This is a genomic window from Labrenzia sp. THAF82, from assembly GCF_009363435.1.
Classification (GTDB): domain Bacteria; phylum Pseudomonadota; class Alphaproteobacteria; order Rhizobiales; family Stappiaceae; genus Roseibium; species Roseibium porphyridii.
The window spans coordinates 2,186,721-2,206,361 of sequence record NZ_CP045354.1 but is presented as its reverse complement, the minus strand read 5'-3'; the positions used below and the strand labels follow the sequence as shown (position 1 = coordinate 2,206,361).

16 protein-coding genes and 2 tRNA genes are annotated in these 19,641 nt (G+C 54.9%); 9 read left to right on the top strand and 9 right to left on the bottom strand.

Annotation, left to right across the window (positions count from 1 at the left end; translation table 11 throughout):
* Positions 1-135: 135 nt before the first annotated feature.
* The 6 genes from FIV00_RS10300 to FIV00_RS10275 all read right to left on the bottom strand — a co-directional run bounded on the left by FIV00_RS10300 (position 136) and on the right by FIV00_RS10275 (position 7,097).
* Positions 136-723 carry a GNAT family N-acetyltransferase gene (locus FIV00_RS10300; RefSeq protein WP_152500660.1) on the bottom strand — a complete coding sequence of 196 codons (588 nt, stop codon included), beginning with the start codon at positions 721-723 and terminating at the stop codon, positions 136-138.
* A gap of 373 nt (positions 724-1,096) precedes the next feature.
* Positions 1,097-3,106: a methyl-accepting chemotaxis protein gene (locus FIV00_RS10295; RefSeq protein ID WP_152500659.1), complete on the bottom strand. Its 2,010-nt coding sequence runs from the start codon at positions 3,104-3,106 to the stop codon at positions 1,097-1,099.
* A 464-nt stretch (positions 3,107-3,570) separates the two neighbouring features.
* Positions 3,571-4,668, bottom strand: coding sequence for an FAD-binding oxidoreductase (locus FIV00_RS10290; protein ID WP_152500658.1), 1,098 nt, complete (start codon positions 4,666-4,668; stop codon positions 3,571-3,573).
* A gap of 132 nt (positions 4,669-4,800) precedes the next feature.
* Positions 4,801-5,652 carry a transglutaminase-like domain-containing protein gene (locus FIV00_RS10285; RefSeq protein WP_152500657.1) on the bottom strand — a complete coding sequence of 284 codons (852 nt, stop codon included), beginning with the start codon at positions 5,650-5,652 and terminating at the stop codon, positions 4,801-4,803.
* 7 nt (positions 5,653-5,659) lie between these two features.
* Entirely contained in the window at positions 5,660-6,772 is a 1,113-nt protein-coding gene (locus FIV00_RS10280; protein ID WP_173005939.1) for a permease, read from the bottom strand.
* On the bottom strand, positions 6,765-7,097 hold the full coding sequence (locus FIV00_RS10275) for a helix-turn-helix transcriptional regulator (protein ID WP_152500656.1): 333 nt from the start codon (positions 7,095-7,097) through the stop codon (positions 6,765-6,767). Before FIV00_RS10275 ends, FIV00_RS10280 begins: the two co-directional genes overlap by 8 nt.
* 383 nt (positions 7,098-7,480) lie before the next feature.
* Between FIV00_RS10275 and FIV00_RS10270 the strand changes: the two genes are divergently transcribed.
* Positions 7,481-9,628 carry a di-heme-cytochrome C peroxidase gene (locus FIV00_RS10270; protein WP_152500655.1) on the top strand — a complete coding sequence of 716 codons (2,148 nt, stop codon included), beginning with the start codon at positions 7,481-7,483 and terminating at the stop codon, positions 9,626-9,628.
* Between the two features lie 65 nt (positions 9,629-9,693).
* On the opposite strand, the gene FIV00_RS10265 is transcribed toward FIV00_RS10270, so the two are convergent.
* Positions 9,694-10,167, bottom strand: a complete 474-nt coding sequence (locus tag FIV00_RS10265; RefSeq protein WP_152500654.1) for a DUF6428 family protein — start codon at positions 10,165-10,167, stop codon at positions 9,694-9,696.
* 75 nt (positions 10,168-10,242) lie between these two features.
* Here FIV00_RS10265 and FIV00_RS10260 point away from each other — a divergent pair, with 75 nt between their 5' ends.
* The 8 genes from FIV00_RS10260 to FIV00_RS10225 all read left to right on the top strand — a co-directional run bounded on the left by FIV00_RS10260 (position 10,243) and on the right by FIV00_RS10225 (position 15,941).
* Complete coding sequence (locus FIV00_RS10260; RefSeq protein ID WP_152500653.1) at positions 10,243-10,569, top strand: helix-turn-helix transcriptional regulator; 327 nt, start codon at positions 10,243-10,245, stop codon at positions 10,567-10,569.
* 291 nt (positions 10,570-10,860) lie between these two features.
* Positions 10,861-10,935 (top strand) — tRNA-Thr (locus FIV00_RS10255).
* A 1-nt stretch (position 10,936) separates the two neighbouring features.
* Positions 10,937-11,001 (top strand) — tRNA-Leu (locus FIV00_RS10250).
* Between the two features lie 80 nt (positions 11,002-11,081).
* Positions 11,082-11,336, top strand: a complete 255-nt coding sequence (locus FIV00_RS10245) for a hypothetical protein (protein WP_152500652.1) — start codon at positions 11,082-11,084, stop codon at positions 11,334-11,336.
* A gap of 60 nt (positions 11,337-11,396) precedes the next feature.
* A complete protein-coding gene (locus tag FIV00_RS10240; protein ID WP_371419570.1) occupies positions 11,397-12,551 on the top strand; it encodes a slipin family protein in 1,155 nt (384 codons plus the stop codon).
* Positions 12,552-12,772: 221 nt separating this feature from the next.
* Positions 12,773-14,248: an MFS transporter gene (locus FIV00_RS10235; RefSeq protein ID WP_152500651.1), complete on the top strand. Its 1,476-nt coding sequence runs from the start codon at positions 12,773-12,775 to the stop codon at positions 14,246-14,248.
* 156 nt (positions 14,249-14,404) lie between these two features.
* Entirely contained in the window at positions 14,405-15,304 is a 900-nt protein-coding gene (locus tag FIV00_RS10230) for a M91 family zinc metallopeptidase (protein WP_152500650.1), read from the top strand.
* 70 nt (positions 15,305-15,374) lie between these two features.
* Complete coding sequence (locus tag FIV00_RS10225; RefSeq protein ID WP_152500649.1) at positions 15,375-15,941, top strand: hypothetical protein; 567 nt, start codon at positions 15,375-15,377, stop codon at positions 15,939-15,941.
* A 15-nt stretch (positions 15,942-15,956) separates the two neighbouring features.
* Here FIV00_RS10225 and FIV00_RS29745 read toward each other — a convergent pair whose 3' ends face one another.
* Positions 15,957-17,135, bottom strand: a complete 1,179-nt coding sequence (locus tag FIV00_RS29745) for a DUF930 domain-containing protein (RefSeq protein ID WP_173005938.1) — start codon at positions 17,133-17,135, stop codon at positions 15,957-15,959.
* Positions 17,136-17,280: 145 nt separating this feature from the next.
* The gene (rpoD, locus tag FIV00_RS10210) at positions 17,281-19,275 is read right to left on the bottom strand and encodes an RNA polymerase sigma factor RpoD (RefSeq protein ID WP_152500646.1); all 1,995 of its coding nucleotides are present in this window, start codon (positions 19,273-19,275) and stop codon (positions 17,281-17,283) included.
* Positions 19,276-19,641 lie beyond the last annotated feature (366 nt).

Genomic DNA, 19,641 nt, shown 5'->3' with positions numbered 1-19,641 from the left:
GACCAGTTTGCAAGCGGTTCCCACGACAGTTTGAGCCGAGCGAGCACCGCTGCACCTCAGGCACTCTGCCGCAGCGGTATCGTCCTTGAAATCCGGATACCTGCGCTCTGACGGACCGCTGTTTGGCATCGGCACCTAGAGCGTGCGGAACCAGACCTGCATCGGTTTTTCCGTTTCCCCATCTTCGCCGAGGTCCTTCCAAGGAAAGGTCACCTGGATACCATCGAGTTTTTGATATCCCCGCTTACGCCAGAACGGATCGAGCGGGCGATAATCTGCCGGTTTCAGGGGATGGTCGTCCGGGCGGATCACGGCACAGAAGACGGCCTTTGCGTAACCGAGCCGGCGCGCATGTGCTTCACGTTCATCAAAGAAGCGATGCCCGATCCCCCGACCTCGATAGTGCGGGTCAAGAACCGATTCAGCCAGATAAAAGATCCGGGAAACATCGTAGCCGCGCTCTTCCAAAGGCGCGCGGAAGTCTTTGAGTTCGTCGCCAAGCGGTTCGCCCGTTGCAGCTCCAACAAGTTTACCACCGTCATAAGCACCGACGATAACAGCACCGTCAGTCTCACCATAGCGGCGCAAGTACCGAGCTTCATATTCCAGCGAGCCGTCATAAAGATAAGGCCAGTCCCGAAAGACCGAAATCCGCAAATCCGCAAGTGCTTCAAGGGCGTCTTTCAGATCACTACCCGTCAGGCTTCGAATTTCCAAGGTCACGGTCAAGCCTCTCTTGTGACGATAAGAATTGCGGCGGCTAAGTCCGACTCGCGATCAAATCATAGCTGAAACTGAGCTTTCCAAAAAAGCACGCCTGTGAGTTCAAACAGCCTTTCATTGAAGTGCGTGGTCCGCAACGTCTCTCGGCAGTCCTGCTGGATCGGATGAGCGCGATCGAAAACACTCCTTCTAATCACCCAGGATCTGCATGACGAATTCAGCCACGGAAATCGCGAAAAATGCCGTTTGCAAACGGACGCGCGAGGGCCTGACCCGACTGCGGAAATGACTTCGGGGGCGCATCCCGGCTTGGACACGCCCCCGAAGGTAAGGCCTGGAAGTCATCGCGCTCTTCTTGAGCGAACCGTTGCGACTAGGCCGCAGCAACGTCTCCAAGGAATTCATCGATCACATGACGCAGCTGTTCGGAATTGTCCGACACGCCATTGGCTGCCGAAAGCACCCGTTCTACCGAGGCCTGACTTTCGTCAGCGGCCTGTCTAACCCCGACAATGTTCTCCGAAACTTCGCTGGAGCCGGCGGCGGCCGAGTGCACGTTGTTGGTGATCTCGGAGGTTGACGCTCCTTGCTCTTCAACAGCAGCTGAAATTGCCTCAGTTGCTGAGGACACTTCACGCATGGTCTCGGCAATTCCGCGAATGGCGTCAACGGAACTTTCGGTCTCCCGCTGAATGTCGGTGATCTGCGTGGAGATTGCCTCCGTCGCCTTGGCTGTCTGGGTTGCCAGTTCCTTGACTTCCGAAGCAACCACGGCAAACCCCTTACCGGCCTCGCCAGCACGTGCAGCTTCAATGGTCGCGTTGAGTGCAAGCAGGTTGGTTTGTTCGGCGATCCCCTGGATCAGTAGGATAACCTCACCGATCTTGACCGCAGAATCCGCAAGTCCAGCGATCTTTGTGTCAGTCTCGATCGTGGCATCGGTCGCCTTGACCACGATGTTCTTGGTCTGGCTGACCTGCCGTGCGATTTCACCGATGGATTCCGACAAGGTTTCTGCCGCCACTGCAACCGCCTGAACATTGGTTGAGGCATCTTTCGAGGCGTTGGCAACGCTATCTGCCTGCGATGTTGTCTGGGTCGCAATGGACGACAGGGTGCCGGCAGAGATTTCCATTTCTCTGTTTTCTGCGTTGACGGCATCAAGCACACCCAGAACCGTATGTCGGAAGTCGGCGATGAGGTCGTCGACTTTCCCCTGTCGCTCGGCCCTCGCCTGCTGCTCGGCTTCGCTTTCGCTCATAAGCGCGAACCGTTCAACGGACGTCGTCTTGAATATCTGCACGGTATCGGCCATTTCGCCGATTTCCGTCTTTGAGCCGGTAAAGGGAACTTCCGCCTCAACATCGCCAGCTGCCAACGCCTTCATCGAATTGTTCAACTGATTGATGGGGGCAGTGATGCTGCGACCGATCAAAACACCCAGAAAAATCACTACAGCCAGGATGCCTGCACCGGTGATCAAAAATGTCCGATCCATATTGAGCATGGTCGCGGCAAAGTGGTCGTTCGCCGCAAGCTGACCATTTTCAGAAACTTCCCGGATCTTTGCAAAGTCCGGCTGCATGTCAGCAAAGATCTGGCTAAGCTGCTTCGTCTCCAGCTGGAGCAGCATTGCAATTTCGGCATAGGCCTTGAAACCGCTCTGATAAGCATCCATCAGGCTTGAGAGCTCGCCCGTAAGGTCAGCGGGCAACGCGGCTTCCTGAATTAAAGCGTCATACTCTTCCCGCCTCTTGTCGATGCGACCGATGTATTTCTCCGTGCCGCGAAGCATGAAATCCTTTTCGTGACGGCGCATCATCAACATCTTGACGGTCAGCGCATCCATTTCAGCAGACTTCAGCCTTTCCTCGACCTGATGAACGGCCTGTCTCAATTCTCCCTCTAGACCTTCCTTTTCATTCAGTCCGATGGTCTGATGAAGATCTGCGACCTTGTGGAATTGTGCGTTGTGCCGGGCCACGTCTCTCTTGAGGTTTGCGACACTTTCCTTTGCAGCAGCTGAGGCATCAATTTGAGCCATGTCCGTAAGTGCTGAATTGACCTTCGCAACAGCGGCATCGTATTTACCGATATATTTGGTATCGCGCCTCAGCAAGAAGTCCTTTTCACTCCGTCGCATCTGAAGTGCGCCGATCTCGACAGCTTGAACAAGTTCATACAGCTTTGCGTATTGATCCTTGGTGTCCAGGGACTGCGTGGTCTGCGTCCGTCCGACCAAATACGTGATGCCGAATGCTCCAGTCGCGAGAATGGTGAGCAACACCAGCAGATTGATCCGCATTGCAATGCGCAACCGGCCCAGCAATCCAAAACTCTTGGCGCCGTTCCATGAAAATTTAGATTGACCTGATGGTTTCATGAGCTCCCCCCTGAGCCAAGTCCACAAATCTGAATAGAAGAGTATTCCAACCGAGGACCACTACTTCCCCGATAACTGCTTTAAATAATACTTACAATAGTTAAATTTTACTAAAACGCTTAATAATCGCCAGAACACGGTTGTGTTATCTGATCAAACGCCAGCCTATTTAGACGGCAAATCTGTCGAGGATCATGGCCTGGCAAATAGGGCGTCTGAAACAACTGGATTTCGCGAGAAGCTTTATTTTAAACAACTTAAAGATGTGACCAGCAAAGCTATTCAGCCGCCACTCTTCATCTACGACATCCAGACAATGGAAACGACGAGAAAACGCTTGCGCGATCATTGAAAGTGCATTCAGGAGAACGTGAAACTCGGCAGGCACACGAGAGTTTTTTGCTCAATGCGACGCCTGTGCTGCGGTGTCATTGCGTCGTCCGTCGCGCCGCATAGCGATGCCGTCAATCACGCGCTTCCAGCCACTCCTGTGCGCTCTCAAGGTTGCCCTCAGTAACACCTTCTGCCAGTTTTTGCCCAACGACGGCACCAAATTTATAGCCGTGCCCCGAACACGCTGAGACAACGGTCGCCCTGTCTTGAGAAGCCACGAAGAAATGCTCATCTGCCGTAAAGGTATAGGCGCAGGTGACGACATCGTCGACACGGTATTCCTCAATGCGCGCAAACGGCGGCGAAAAGTGATTGCGCAAAATCTCGCCTTCACCCGCCAAGGCAACCCGGTCCTGGTCAGGTCCCGCTTTGTATTTGTGAATTCCCGCACCGAATTTCAGACCTGTACCGGGCACCGGTGGCAGAACATAGCCATCAATCGGGCCGCCAGGATCAAGAATTGTTGGCGCTTTGGACCATGCCTGCACCAGGTCGTCCGGGGGCGTCAGGTAAACGACGGCAGTCCGATATGTGGTCAATTTGGCCGCGAGCTTTGGAAACAGGCGCAGCGTCCAGGCACCTGCCGTGACGATGATGTGGTCGGCGGTGAGCACATTGCCGTCAGACAGCGTCACGGATCCTGCCTCTGTGTCGACAGCATGAACCTCGGTATTCTCCCGCAAATCGGCACCCGCCGCCCGCAACCAGTCTCTGAGATCGGCGGCGATTTTCTGGCATAGCAATACGCCACCTTCCGCGCTCACGGCGCCAAAGCGGATCGTTGTCGGATCGACAAAAGGAAAGCGCTCTGCCGTTTCTTCTGGGCTCAAATCTTCAAAGGGATACCCTCCGTCGATTAGCCCTTGCCGATAAACATCACCGCCATCGCCCGGCTCCTGCGAGAGCAGCATGAAGCCTGTTTCTATGAGGTGTTTGGCATCAAGATCGAGCCACATCTCGTCCCAGGCAGCATAGGCATCGTCTATCCTGCGCTGATAACCGCCCTGCCCGCCGTATGCACGCCGAATGATGCGGTGTTGATCACCGGAGGCGGACAAAGGATTGGGAATGGGTCCCTGCTCCAGCAGGGTCACGGACACACCGCGCTTCGTTAATGCCCAGGCGGTGGAAAGACCGGAAATTCCGGCCCCGACAATAAGAATATTCATGAGAGAATCCTGCAATCTGTTTGGCCAGACTAACGGGTGAAGCCTGGGGCGCAAGAAGTCTTCTGCTGCAAACAAACGGGAACAATCTCAATACGATCTTGGTCAGGCTTTGGCGCGCGAACATTGCGACGATCATGCAAAGGCGTCTTGTATGCCGACAAATTCGCGCCGGATCGTTACCTCAGCGGCTTCCAGATACCCCTCCTGGTTAACCCAGGCAGGCTCGCCGATCAGTTTTTCGCATTTTACACCGAGTTCGGGAAATGAGAGACCCATGGAATGGGCAACCGCGACCCGGTCTCCTGGTTTTGGATTGAGACCACAACAGATGTTCCGGGTCTCCATCTTCAGATGATGCGCAATATCCCATTCAAGAACAACACCGTCATGCCGCGTCACGACCCAACAATGCATGTCGCTGCAGCATCCGTTCTTTTCTTCCGGAAAGAAATAGCCAGTGACATAGGCTGCTTCAAAACCTGCGGCTCTCAGGGAGGCAATCAAGTAGGTGTTGATGTCAACACAAGAGCCCTCGGTCGTGCCACATGCCAGATAGGGAACCTCATCACAGCCATCATTGAACCGCACTTTAGGGTGCGCATAGCGAAATTTCTCCGCCGCCGCATTGACCAACGCCTGGATCGCTGCATGCCCGTCCGGTTGTGCCTCGGTGATGTTGATCGCATCAAACACCAGCGCTTCTGCGGCCAACGTGAAGCGATTTCGATGCGGGATAAAAATCGTGTCCGGATAACCCGGGCCTACCTCAGAATAGACATAGCGAATTTCGATTGCTTGGCCGGCATCAGGTGTCACCAAAGCCGCCATCTGTCCGGTTGTGCTTTCACCTGTCAGAGCGAAGGAACCACCGGATGCGTCGAAGTGCAATGGCATCTGGTGCGGGGTTGGCAGTCCGGTCGGAACAAGCAATTGCCTGGCGGCGTTCTGATGCGGCTCAACAACAACGGAAACATGCGTTCGCATAGCAACCTCAAACCAGTTGAAAGACAAGCCCCGAGAGGACCGCTCCGACAAATCCTAGCCCGAGATACATTGCAAAGACCGGCGGCTTGACCAGCGACCAGACAGCCGCCATCGCCGGAATGGAACTGACAGCGCCTGCGATCATGAAAGCCATTGCAGCGCCCGCACTCATACCTTGGTCCATCAACCCGGCAAGCAATGGCGGTGCAACGTAGCTGTTCAGGTAGGCGGGCATGCCGACAAGCGCTGAAATCACGATGGAGCCTAGCCCAGTCCCTCCTACGACACCTGCAATCAGATCGGCCGGTACATAGGCGACCAACGCAGCTTCAAGCACGTAGGCAAGTGCAAGCCATTTGATCAGGAAAAGGGCATTGTTCTTGAGCTCATCTGAAAATTTTTGCCGGCGTTCCACCTCCCCCCAGAACCGCCAAACCGGACGGCCTGTCAAAGGTGATGCGCCGCAACCGCACCCACCCGCCATGGAACCGGATTTCACCGGGCTGGAAAAGACGCCCAATTTCAACAGCACCGAAACGAGAAATCCACCAAAGAGACCGAGTGAGACTGCAAACACCGCCTTTCCGATGGCGAACGACCATCCGAGCGCACCGGCCGTGATCAGCAGTGTTGGCGGGTCAATCAGCGGCGATGACAACCAGAACGCCATGATTGCGGAAAGCGGCGCTCCAACCGCCAGCAAACCGGCGATAAATGGAATGACTTCGCAGGAGCAAAACGGTGCGAGCCCTCCGAAAAGAGCCGCAAGGACAATTGCCTGCGCTTCACGACCCTCAAATGCCCGCCCAACATAGGCTTCGGCCCCGGCAGCCTTGAGCCACGCGATCAGCGCAGCGGCAAAGGCAATATATGGCAACGTGCCGCCAAAGGCAGAGATCGCAAAACTGACAAATGGAACGAACTGCCCGCTGTCAAACACCAGGACCAGAAGCGGACCGGCGATCACAATCGCCCAGGTCGACAGAATATAGTTTCGACCGGGGAAGGTCTTCCATGTCCAGCGAGGTTTCAGCGCCTTGCTGTTGTCGGGTTTTGGCGGGCAGCAGCTTGCTTCTGCCACGCAGTGGGGTGTCCGAAGATTGTTTGCCGCATCAGTCATTTGCCGCCCGCCTCGCCATTTTCGGTTCACCGCAATCGGCTTCGTCAGAACAGCATTCCTTCAGGATATAGCCGGCAAGGTTCTCCAAATGAGCAAAGGCGGCACGATTGATCACCGTGCGCCCGTCCTTTTCCTGCAACACCAATCCGGCGGAAGACAGAAACTTCAAGTGATGCGCAAGGGTTGATGCAGCCATTCCTGTGCGGGATTGAATATCCCCCACACTCAAACCACTCTGCCCTGCTTTCACCAGCGTCAAAACCACCTGGAGCCGGGCTTCAGAGCCCAGCGCGGCAAAGCCTTGTGCAGCCACTTCCGGTTCCATGTTGACCTCACTAATATAACTATATTTCTAGTTATATAGTTTTTATCGCAGTGTCAATGGCTCCAAATCCAACGTCCTCACTCCAAAGGTCAGAATTTTCATCGACTTGCTTCTTGGGAAAATCGGCAAATGCCGCCGTGGGACGGCTGACCTGATTTTGCTGCCAAGGCAACCACGAGCACAGAGAAAAACAACCTCTGGCTTATTTGCGAAAGGCCGCAGCAGCCAAAGCAACCTCGCATTCAAATAAACTTCAGAAGGAAATGAACAAGTCTCATTTCATTGACACAAAATACGAGCTAACCTAACGTAAAGAAGTATTTCTATTATACAACCTGACACACCTTTTAATTGTATTTCCAAGTTGAATTGAGGAAGATACAATGAAAATACTCAAGATTTTCAGCTTATTGATCGTAGCAATTGCCACAACCAGCCTTTCAGTAGCAGCATCAGCAGAAGAATGTGTCCCCGCAAGTTTTGATGGAGCCTTCGATGGTGAGATCACCCTTTGCCAGAACTGGGATGCACAAGCGCAACAGGAATTCTGGTTTACACCGCAAGGGTCCAGGGTCATGCCCTATGCCTGGTTCCTGGCACTTGAACAGGCAGGCTCACAAGCGCCCTTTTCCGACAGCAATCACCTGGACACTTTCCGGTACTTGCCGCAAAAGCCGACACCCCTCAATCCTGATGGGCTGCCCATCGGCTTCACCCGTGACAAGATTGCCGATGATGACCCGCTTGCACCGGTTTCAACCGAGTGGCTCGGACTGACATGCTCCGCCTGCCACACCGGGCAGATCGAGTTCAACGACAAGAAGCTCCTGATAGACGGCGCGCCGGCAATGGCCGACTTCGAAGGCTTCATGTGGTCTCTAGAGGACGCGCTCACGGCAACCGTTGAAGATGAAGCCAGGTTCGAACGCTTCGCCGAAAAGGTCCTCGGTCAACCGACAACAACAGCTGGCGACAAGACGACACTGAAGAAGCAGCTCACCGAACTGGCCCAAACACGTTCAGCCTGGAATGAGCTGAACAAGGGAGATCATGAGTACGGATTTTCACGGCTTGACGCCATCGGCGCCATCTTCAATGCCGTCTCGGTTTCCGCACAAGGCCTGGACGATGAGAACGGCAAGCGCGCCAATGCACCGGTTAGTTACCCGTTCATTTGGGACACGCCGCAGCACGATTTCGTCCAGTGGAACGCGAGCGTGGCCAACGAAGGGGCGGGTGCGTTGGGCCGGAATGTCGGCGAAGTTCTCGGTGTATTTGGAGGCCTCAACTATAACCCGATCGACGGCAAACTGTCTGAGTGCCTCGCTGAAGATACTGGTTTCCTGGGCCGGTTGACTCAGGTTTGGAAGAGCATCTGGGGCGGCCTCGACAACACGATTTGTATCGGACATGCCTCTTCGATCAAGGCTGACGGTCTTTTTAAGCTGGAGGCCTTGCTCTGGGACTTGCAGTCGCCCGAATGGCCGGAAGACGTTCTGGGCAAGATCAATTTTCAGCCGGCAGCCGACAACGGCCCCTCCATGGTGGAGCGCGGCAAGGCACTTTATGAGCAACGCTGTCTTGAATGCCATGATGGCCGGCTGGACAATACCGAACTGACCACGGCCTTCAAACGCGACGACCCAAACCGGCGCATAGAAGCAGAACGTGTTTCAGTTGAGAAACTCGGGACAGATGCCCAGATGGCCGGAAATTTTTTGGGTCAGGTCTATCCCATCTCGAAAGAAATCAACGGACAGGTCAAAGCCTTTCTCCCACTGACGTTTCCACTAACTGACAAACACCGCTTTTCGTCTCAAGGCGGCGGTGCGGAGCTTGTCAGCTACGCAGTGCGCGGCGTGATCGTGAACAAGGTTCTCAACGATCCCCAAAACACGCTTGATGCCATCATGCTGGGCCAACCGGAAGAGCGGCGGGCATTTCTTGAGCGGGTACAGGCCCGCCTTGTTGAAGCGCAGGATGCAAGCAATCTGAAGCGTATTCGCATCCTGATAGACGCCATAGAAGAGGCGGAACGCGATGATCTGATCGACTGGGTACAGGGTCTCGACATTTCCCGTGACGGTATTTTGCGGTCTAAAATCCGCGAGATCCTAAGACGGAACGAACCGTCGACGGATGGCGATACGTCCGCCGCGGACGCGGAGGCGGCCCGACAACGGCTGTTTGTGTACAAGGCCAGACCCTTGAACGGCATATGGGCAACTGCACCCTATCTGCACAATGGATCAATCAGAACGATGCGTCAGCTCATGTTGCCGGCGGAATGCCCGGAGACAGGCGAAGAAATCGATGCTGAAACAGGCCAACGACTGTGCCGCCAGAAGACGTTTGAAGTCGGCAGCAGAACATACGATCCAGATACGCTCGGCTTCATCGACGCCGGTGGCTTTGTGGTCGACACCTCGCTGCCGGGCAACAGCAACACGGGTCACGAATACAGCACCCGGTTTTTCAGGGACAATCCGGAACAGCTCGACGCGCTCCTGGAGTATATCAAGACCCTTTAACGTCACCCCTGGCAGAGTCTGAAAATGACTGTGCCAGGGAAGCCTTGGTTACAGCGCAGGCCTCATTAACCGCAGCATTGAGACTGTGGCGAGACCCCACAACAGCTGGACAGGTTTTGGTTTGCAGGCATCTCCAGTGCCGGTTTGCACTGCGCGCGAAGCTGCGTCAGCCGAACAATGACCTTCGCACCCGTCAATTCGGGTGTATCGATCCCATAGAGTTGCATTCCCTCGTTTCCGTGCGCGAACTCCGCTTTCAGAGGCACGGTCGCCAGGCCGCTGACCCTGGACATGCTTTGTCCGAGGATGGCGCTCAGTTTTCCAACCGTCATATGGCGACCATTCGCGCCATCGAGCAACTGGAGCGCTGCCTCGGACCAATTGGCAATGCGTGTGCCGCAGTCGATGCTGGTTACATGAGACAGCTTGAGTTCAGTGACATGATAACCCGCTCCAATTTCGCCCTCATCTGTCAGAAATACGACCGGCGCTTCACTCGGCAGTGCCTGAAGTGTTTCCATAAGATCACTTAATGACATATCGTCTCCTTTCATTTCAAAATTTATTGAAATATATTTTCATGGATCAATTGAAATTTCAAGAAAGTTTGAAATATGAATGAAGCCGAAGCACTTTCCGCCCTTTCCGCGATTTCCAGCGCGACACGGTTGCGGATCTTAAAGAGACTGGTTGCGGCGGGCCCTGACGGCATGACCGCCGGAGAGATTGCAGAGGCATCCGAGGGAACACCGTCGCGAACATCATTTCATTTGTCGAACATGGCCGATGCAGGCCTGATCACAGCGAACCGGAGATCAAGACAGATTTGTTACAAGGTGGATTTTACGGCGATGGGCGCATTGATCCGGTATCTCCTTGAGGATTGCTGCAACAACCATGAAACAGTTCGCGCCTGCTGCACACCAGCGTGCCGTTGCTGATTATCGTCGCAGTGCAGATTGTCACAGGAAACACTAAACTCGTTACGCTCTGAAGGAAGAACAGCAGCGCGAAATGTGGATGTGACAAAATTACCACTAACAGTTGCCCATTTGCATCATTCGGGAATAGTAAGCCTTTTCACACTTGAGCTCGTCGCCTGTTTTGTATTATCACCCTTTCGCCGGTCAGATTTTCGGACCAAATGTCAGCGGTTAGGCTATTTTTGCCACTCGCGTGATCCGACACTGTCGCAATCACGTACGGACGTTGTTTTGAACATTCCGGCACAAGCGCATGTAGTTCAACGGTAGAACACCGGGAATGTTACCCGGAAGCAACAGGTTCGACTCCTGTCTTGTGCTCCATGGATAGCTCAGTTGGTAGAGCATCGGATCCAGATTCCGAATGTCGCGGGTTCAACTCCTGCTCCAAAACCCGGTCGTGAAAACCGGACTGGCCTTCCAAGCCAGCAGCTAGTCAAGCTGTTAACAATGCGGGATCTGAAGAGAGCTTGCGGACGCGGTTTGTACATCTGTCCTTCGGCCTGAATGTGCAAGTTGCAGATGTCGGAAGCCTTCGTCCGGTCGCGTTTCAAGGTCGCGCCGCAGCCTTGCTGGAAATACCGGTTTTCGAACGGGTGTGCCCTGCCCTGCTGCCGCAAGATCCGCTGTCTCGTGCCCCGCCGAAAGCCTTTGTGCTTTCTTCAGGTCTCAATATTTCGTCCCGGAAGCCGACAGTCGGTCTGCCGGATTTCAACAACCTCTAACCAGCTTCAACCCGAAGAAAGGACAACCACGTGCCTTAGTGCAATGGAAGGAATATCGAAATGATGAACTTTCTCAACAAGATCCGCGGGCGAACCCGCGTACTGATTTCTGAAAACGAACGTGCTCTTCACCTGTTGAAAGGTGAGCTTAAGGGTATCCTTGGACCAGGGGACCACAGCCTGAAAAACGGCCGCGGATCACTCGTGATCGAGCGACACAATCTGGCGATACCTCAGTTTCGTTCTGTCTATGAGAAGGCACTTTTCGATAAGTTTCCTGACGTTGTCGAAAAGCACCTCACGGTAGTTCGGACCGGACCGGGTGAAATCGCGATTGTCGAGCGCGACAAGCTCATTCATGCCGTGGTTGGACCTGACGAAAGGCTGGTTCTCTGGAACGAAGCCGGCCCCTGGGCCTGGCAGGTAATCGACACGGTTGCAGAACCTGAATTGCCTGCAAAGCTGCAGCGTCGTTTGAGCGAAGCCCAAAAGGCCCAGCACCATGTGGTGATCCCGGTGACTGACGGTAGCGTCGCGCTTCTGTTCGTTGATGGAGTTCTCAAAAAGGTTCTGCAGTCAGGTCTGCATGCTTACTGGAGCACTGGACGAAAGGTGTCTCAAAAGCTGATTGATCTGAAGCGTCAGAGCCTGGATGTCACCGGTCAGGAAGTCTTGACGCTCGACCGTGTCACGATCCGGATCAACCTGTCTGCGGAATACCGCGTGGTTGACCCGGTAAAAGCCACGCAGGACGTGAAGGACTTCACGGACACGCTCTATAGGGCGCTCCAGTTGGTGTTTCGTAAGCAGCTTGGTGCGCTGAAGCTTGACCAGATCCTTGAACGCAAGGGAGAGGTGAACGAAGAAGCCGAGGCGCAGATCAAGACTGACATGGCGAAGATCGGTATCGAGGTTTCCGATATCGTTCTGAAAGATGTCATTCTGCCTGGCGAAATGCGTGAGATTCTCAACAAGGTGGTGACGGCTGAAAAAGAAGCTGAAGCCAATGTCATCCGCCGCAGGGAAGAAACGAACGCAACACGTTCGCTTTTGAACACCGCAAAGGTCATGGCCGAAAATCCGGTCATGTTGCGCCTGAAAGAGTTGGAAGCTCTCGAGGCCATCGCAGGCAAGGTGGATCGTTTGACGGTCCACAACGGGACTGGAGGCCTCATGAACGACCTCGTCAAGCTGCGTGACGACACTGCAGCGTGACTACGACATTGAACGGCGCAGGGAAACCTGCGCCGTTTTTCTTGCAAGGTGGTTTCAGGGTCGGTGCGTCACGAGTTTGAACCCACAACGGTCTTTCAAACCAAATCCGGATGACAATGGCTGTCAGGATCAAACACGAGCAAATAATAAAATAAGTTTTTTCTTTTTTTATTCACAGTCAACCTATATAGAAAGGTAAATATTTTTTTATTGAGGTTCCCATGGCCGTCAGCTCGCCTGCTCAGGATTGCCCTCCACATCTGTTTTCCCGTGACCGCGCTGCAGGAACTCTGGCCCTGATGCTCGGGGTTGGGTCTCATGCCATCAACGGGTTTGTCACGACAGCGGTTCTCCCGGACATCATTCGCGATCTCGGTGGACAAGACCGGGCCTTTTGGGTTTTCAGCTCCTTTGAAATGATGGCCATCCTGGCAGGCTGTCTGACCGGTGCAGTCAAAGTGCGTTTCGGCGCACGTCTGCCGTTTCTCTTGGCGACCAGCCTGCTTGCATTCGGTTCCACGCTGGCAGGTCTCAGCGGTTCTCTGGAAGGTCTAATTGCCGGGCGCGCCTTCCAGGGTTTCGGGGAAGGCATGATCATCGCCCTTTGCTATGGGCTTATACCCGACCTTTTTCCAAACCATGTCGCACCCCGTGTGTTCGCTTTGCTGTCGGGTGTTTGGGCTCTCGCAGCTGGCATCGGCCCCGTTTCAGCAGGTCTTTTGTCAGAGCTTTGGTCCTGGCGCGCTGCATTCCTGGTGAATATTCCACTGGTCCTGTTGCTATTTGTCCTTATGAACACGGCGCTGCCGGCAGGGTCCGCCGTGGCCCGCTCTGGTCACAAACCGGAACAGTCAACGGGAAGCAATCGAATTGCCCTGCGCCTCCTTCTGCTGATCACGAGCATTTACCTGCTGACCGTAATCGGCGAGGCACAGACGCCTGTCCGGTTGGCACTGACCATTTTGGCCGGGCTTCTTGCGGCCACTATTTTGTTGAAGATCGATGCAAACAGCATCCGCAGGCTCTTCCCGAGACAGGCCTTCCGGCTTGAAACGTTGATCGGACTGGGCACCTGGATTGTTTTTCTGACCTCAGTGGTTGCGGCAGTCCGCGCAATCTTTGTGACCACCTTCGGACAAGTCTATTGGGACATGAGCGTGACCGAAGCGAGCTATGTTGCGGCTGGTCTTGCTTTTTCGTGGACAGCCTTTTCCTGGGTGTCCGCACGCGCACCATCCCGCAAACGCGAGTTGACCTATCTGGTCACAGGTCCCGTATTGATCGCCATTGGCATGGCGATGACCGGCTATTCCCTGGAAACGCGCTCGCTCATCCTCTTTGCCCTGGCCGCCATTGTCGCCGGTGCCGGACACGGGCTGTCCAGCCAGATCCTGATGCGCTCACTGATGTACACAGCGAAAGGTCAGGAGCAGAACCTTGTTTCCAGCATTCTGCCAACCATCTCCTCAGCCGGCATTGCGATCGGTGGCGGCCTGACCGGTCTGATTGCAATCCAGACCGGACTGATTACGCCCGGCGCCGAGACCTTGTTGACCAAGGCTGCCATCGCACAGTCCGGTGCTTTGGTATTCTACACCAACGCATTCCTGATGTTGGTACCGGCAAGCGCAATGATGATATTGCGGCGGCGTCTCATCCTCGTGGAAAGCCGAGACGTTAAAGCTGATCGAGCCTAAGCCTCGATCTCGCAGACAATCCCGGATGCACTAAACCTGGCTAGTGAACGCAAAACCTGAATGTGCTGAAAGACGAAAAGTGTGACGTGGCGGCATTGACTAAAACGGGCCCAAGGCGGAAAATTTCATCATTATTGCTCGAAAAACGGTAGTTACATGAAATTTCCCGCCGCCCGGCTCCTCATTGACCAGCACATCTGCCCGATGTGTTTTGGTGTGCCGTTGCCGATTGTCTGGAAATGTGCCTGGACGGTACTCACCGGCATGATGCCCCAGGCGCGCGTCACTGATCTTTGCATCTGCGTTGGCCCGCCGCCGCCCATAGGTGGCGATCCCATTGTAACCGGAGCCTGGACGGTTCTGGTCGAGGGCTTGCCGGCTGCACGCATGACCGACCTGACCCTGAAAGCAGGCTCCATCGTTACCGGATACCCAACCGTTCTGATAGGCACAGCAGGCGCAGGTGGCGGCGGAGCTGGAGGTGGTGGCGGCGCAGCCGGCCCCGGCCCGGTCGGCACCACCAAAGTTGGACCGTCAATTGAAATTGAAGGAACCGAACAGTTCCGAGAGCAAACCGTTCAGGCACTGGCCAAAATCGCGCAGACGCCGTCCGGCGCCAAGCTTTTGACCGATCTGCACAACTCAGGCAAAACGATAACGATAAAAGAGACCACTGGCGGGAATAAGGTCACTGGCTTTACCAATGACGGCAAACTCGATTCCAGCGGCAATCCGGGTTCAGGCTGTGATACGACCGTGCACTACAATCCCAACCGGACGAGCTATGGAACTGCACAGCCCTGGCAGACACGCCCGCCCGAAATCGGTCTCGCCCATGAGCTGATACACGCTCAACATGCCGCCGATGGTGAGCTGGATTTCTCGAAGGTGGACAATGACAGCAAGCCAGATCCTGCAGATCCGACCAAAAAGGCCAAGGTCATCAAGGAAGAAGCCAAGACCGTTGGAATACCACCACATGACAACGAACCCTACAGTGAAAACAAAATCCGTGAGGAATGGGACCCCAAGCAACCCGAACGGTTATTCTATTAATCGACGCTTTCTGCTGCTCGGGCTGTTGTCCTCAGGCTTCAATTTCAGTTTCCAGAAAAAGGCATCCGCAATGTCATCGTCCAGCAATCAAAACAATGACATATCCTTGGCGGTTCAATTGCAGCAAGACGGTCCGACGCTCCGTCTCAACTACCAGGTAAGCAATCTGAGCGATCGAACCGCATATCTATTCGATGTCCTTCATGACGAGTTCAACGGCTCTGTTTTTCCGCTGGTAGAGGCTTCTTACGCAACAATCGAGCAAGGCCAACTGGTGTTCAGCCGTCAGATTGTTGACGTGCCCGAGGGAATGCTTCTGGAAGGGTTCAATATTCCCTTTGTCACACCGGTCAGGCCAGGCCGTACTATCAAAAAGTCAATCTTGCAGCCACAACCGGTTTACCCCTGGACCGCCTATATCGACCGGGATGACTTCCCACCGGCACAAGGTGTTCTCGACATGAACGCCTATTTTCGTATCGGCTACTTTATGGAAGCACAGGGTACAAGCGAACTCGCCCGTGTGGCGGAGACCGACAACGGGTCTCACCCGTATTTCGACCCGTTCCCCATAGAGTCCCAGAAGTACCTCATGACCGGACCACTTGGCACAGTCCGGGTCTATGACCTTGGCTGAGGCAATCAGCGCCTCCTAAAAACCTGTCAGCCCCCTCTCAGCCCATTGGCTTTGAGGAATTTCCGGTCCAATCTTGAAAGCGAATTTTTCAACGCGTGTCACCTCGCCATCCGTCTCGCACCGAAAAGCGACATCGAACCAACGCCCCAGACTTCGAAACGCAGCCCGCCTGGGTTCCAGCACCGTGCCGGGCTGAGGCCTGAAGCTGGGCAAAAGTTCAGGTGGAACCGGGCTGGCAATTGTCAACTGCGCACGCAGCTCCGTCATACACAAAAGGTTCAGCCGTTGCCCGGCTGGCATTCCCCGCATGGCTGTCCGGCTGCGTGTATCGTCCAATATCCGCTCAGAATAGAGTTCGCGTGCCTGCAATAAATCCTGACGTTGAGGAGCTGATGCGGCAGGGCGCACACTTGCCTGAGGCCTGTCGGGCTTGGGCGTTGGCGTTTGAGACGTCGCGATCCGGCCAACCGTTCCAAAGTCCTCAACAGGCGCAGCATCGTCATCGCCAAGAAGCTGTTCAACGCCCGGCTCTTCGACGACATCCGTCTCCACTTCCTGCTCTGGCTCTGGCTCTGGCTCTGGCTCTGGCTCTGGCTCTGGCTCTGGCTCTGGCTCTGGCTCTGGCTCTGGCTCTGGCTCTGGCTCTGGCTCTGGCTCTGGAGCAGAATTGTCTACCGTCTCGGTCTCTTCAATCTCTTCCTGCGGCAGGTCAGTCTCTTCCTCTACTATCTCAGAAGTGTCTTCAGTCGTTTCTTCCGGAAGCTCTTCTGAAGCCTCGTCTGTCTCGCTATCCTCTGCGTCCGGAGTGGAGGTGCCCTCTTCGTCTTCGTCGCTAAACTCTTCCACCGACGGCAGTACCGGCGTCTCCTGCGGCTGCTCTGCTTGTGCAAGTTCTTCCGGCGCAGGCGCGGATTGCTCGGGTTCTTCTGCTTCAGGCTCTTCCGATTCCGGTGGCGGCTCTTCTGCCTCGGGTTCTTCCGGGATCTCTGCGACTTCCGGCTCTGGCGGTGTGATCAGCTCAACTTCAATGGGTGTTTGCACCGGCGTCGGCTCATAACCGGATATCACACCGGTCAACAGAAGAGCGGCCAGCCCGTGCAACAGCAAGGACGCCGTCAGACCGAGTGCAAGATACCGTTTTTCCTCGGAGTTTACGTCCTCCATAGGTCTGTCTGTATCTGCGATTAGGGCCAAAAAAGCGCTCCTGAGCGAAAACCCGCCGTCAATCCAGTGTCACATTTTCTGAAAATGGTGTCGATGTTGTGTCACACCATGCCATTGAGCAAACAAAAACCCGGCATCACTGCCGGGTTTCCGCATTAGTGTTCTGAAAGCAGCCTTAGCTGTCGAGGAACGAGCGCAGCTTGCGAGACCGGCTGGGGTGTTTCAACTTGCGAAGTGCCTTTGCCTCGATCTGGCGAATACGTTCACGCGTCACGGAGAACTGCTGACCAACCTCTTCCAGAGTATGGTCGGTGTTCATGCCGATGCCGAAGCGCATTCTGAGAACGCGCTCTTCACGCGGTGTAAGCGAAGCCAGAACACGTGTGGTGGTTTCACGCAGGTTCGACTGGATGGCGGCATCGATCGGCAGAACGGCGTTCTTGTCTTCGATAAAATCGCCCAGATGCGAATCTTCTTCATCCCCGATCGGCGTTTCAAGCGAGATCGGTTCCTTGGCAATCTTGAGAACCTTGCGGACCTTTTCAAGCGGCATCTGCAGCTTTTCAGCCAACTCTTCTGGTGTCGGTTCGCGTCCAATCTCGTGCAACATCTGACGCGATGTTCGTACGATCTTGTTGATCGTCTCGATCATGTGCACCGGAATTCGGATCGTCCTCGCCTGGTCCGCAATCGACCGGGTAATCGCCTGACGGATCCACCAAGTTGCATAGGTGGAAAACTTGTAACCGCGCCGGTATTCAAATTTGTCCACCGCCTTCATGAGACCAATGTTGCCTTCCTGGATGAGATCCAGGAACTGAAGACCGCGGTTTGTGTATTTCTTTGCAATAGAGATCACGAGGCGCAGGTTGGCTTCGACCATTTCCTTTTTGGCGATGCGTGCTTCACGCTCGCCCTTCTGGACCATTGCTACGATCCGGCGGAATTCTGTGATCTCGAGACCCGTTTCGGTTGCCAGCGTCTGGATTTCCTGACGCAGCTCGCGAACGGTTTCTTTTTCCTTGGCAATGAAGTTCTTCCAGCCACGGGTGGAAAGATTTGCCACTTTGCGCAGCCAGTTCGGGTCGAGTTCGGCACCCTGATACTGTTTCAGGAAGTCGGTACGGTCGACGTTGTAGCTGTCCGCAAGACGCAAAAGCCGGCCTTCATAACCCATCAGACGCTTGTTGATGTCGTAAAGCTGAGCAACCAGGGCGTCGATACGGTTCTGGTTGAGAGACAGGCTCTTCACATCGACAATGATGTCTTCTTTCAACTTCTTGTAGCGGCGCTCCTGGCTCGGCGACAAGGTCTTGTTGGCCAGCTTGTTTTCAACCAGTTGGTCCTGAAGACGGCGCAGCTTCTTGTAGTTGTCTGCGATGTTGTCGAAAGTTTCCAGCACTCCCGGCTTCAGCTCGGCTTCCATGGCCGAGAGAGAGACGTTGGATTCAAACTCGTCGTCATCGTCCTCGTCGCTGTCGCCTTCACCCTCTTCACCTTCGGTTTCTTCCGAAACGCCGCCAGTGGATTCAGCTGGCTTTTCACCGGGTGCAACGTCATCGTTTGCAACGGCCGGGCCCGCTTTGGCGTCCGGGCCAGCATATGTCGCTTCAAGATCGATAATATCACGCAGCAGGACCTGGGCTTCATTCAGCTCGTCGCGCCAGATGATGATGGCCTGGAACGTCAGCGGGCTTTCACACAAGCCTGCGATCATGGCCTCGCGGCCGGCCTCGATGCGCTTTGCGATAGCGATTTCGCCTTCGCGGGAAAGCAGCTCCACCGACCCCATTTCACGCAAGTACATGCGAACAGGATCGTCAGTGCGGTCTGCCGGTTCCTTGGTCGTGGTCGTCTTGGCAACCGCCGTCGTCGTGGCCGTCACCAACTCGCCGCCATCGACTTCGTCCGGGCCGTCGTCAGCTTCTTCGGAATCGATCACATTGATGCCCATGTCGGAAAGCATCGACATGGTGTCTTCGATCTTTTCGGAGGACACCTGCTCTGAAGGCAGGACTTCGTTCAGCTCATCGTAAGTGACATAGCCGCGTTTCTTGGCGGCTTTGATCATCTTCTTGACGGCGGCATCCGACAGGTCCAGCAGCGGGCCGTCCGGACCGTCCGTGCTCTGCTCCTGATTTTCGTCTGCCTGTGTCGCTTTGGCTACCATATCGTGCTCCAGTTCGTGGCCGATGCGGCCACGCAGCGCCCTTTGTTTAGCTTCAACCCAATCCGGTTTCGGCGCGCCTGCTTTTACTTGCGGCGTCGATCCAAAGAATCAGTCTGGGTTGTTTGTAAGCCGTGTCCCTTAAGTCCCAATTAACCGTACACTTTTCGACATTGTGAAAAATCAGCATCGACGAAGCGCACGACCTTCTTGTCTCACACTCTACAATCGAGCGCGGGTGTGGTGTTCAAACGGGTTGCAGCGTTTCTTCAGACTATTGCCGCGAGCTGGCTTGGTGGCTGCGGCGCGCAATGGCTGCAAAACCCCTATTTAGCTCGACGCTCACGATTCGCAAGTGTGATTCGTCAC